Origin of the sequence: Streptomyces sp. SID13726 (genome assembly GCF_010548375.1) — a bacterium.
Classification (GTDB): domain Bacteria; phylum Actinomycetota; class Actinomycetes; order Streptomycetales; family Streptomycetaceae; genus Streptomyces.
The window spans coordinates 1-774 of the sequence record NZ_JAAGLY010000089.1; the positions used below are offsets into that span (position 1 = coordinate 1).

General features: G+C 73.6%; 1 protein-coding gene. It reads right to left on the reverse strand.

What is annotated here, in order from left to right; genetic code table 11:
• Positions 1 to 774, reverse strand: a 774-nt coding sequence (locus G3I78_RS46490; protein WP_164436597.1) for a DUF885 domain-containing protein, incomplete at both ends; no start/stop codon positions are given.

Sequence of the window (774 nt, forward strand, 5' to 3'; positions counted from 1 at the left end):
ACGCCGCGGCGAGGATCGCGTCGCCGCGCGCGTTGGCCGCCGCGCGCGCGTCGTAGCGCGTGGCCTCCCACAGGCGCTGCCCGACCTTGTACGACGGCGCCTGGCCCGGCCACCCGAGGTAGCGGTCGAGCTCGAAGCGCACGAACGAGTCCGGCATGTTGACGTTCGCGCGCAGGAACGTCAGGGCCTTGTCGGCGTCCCACGTCCCGCCGCTCCACCGCTCGGGCGCGGGCAGGCCGAGGTGCACGCCGATGTCGAGCACGACGCGCGCCGCGCGCATGCGCTGCGCGTCGAGCATGCCGAGGCGGTCGCCGTCGTCGTCGAGGAACCCGAGGTCCGCCATGAGACGCTCCGCGTACAGGGCCCAGCCCTCGCCGTGGCCCGACACCCAGCACGCGAGCCGGCGCCACGTGTTGAGCGTCGCGCGCGCGTACACGGCCTGGCCGCACTGCAGGTGGTGGCCGGGGACGCCCTCGTGGTAGACCGTCGTCTTCTCGCGCCACGTGTTGAACTCCGTGACGTCCGACGGCACCGACCACCACATGCGGCCGGGCCGGGAGAAGTCGTCGCTCGGCGGCGTGTAGTAGATCCCGCCCGTCTGGGTCGGCGCGATCATGCACTCGAGGTCGAGCACCGGCGTCGGGACGTCGAAGTGGACGCCGTTCAGCGCGGTGATCGCGGCGTCCGACGTCTCCTGCATCCAGGACCTCAGGGCGTCGGTGCCGTGCAGCGTGCGCGCCGGGTCGGCGTCGAGCGCGGCGACGGCGGCCTCGA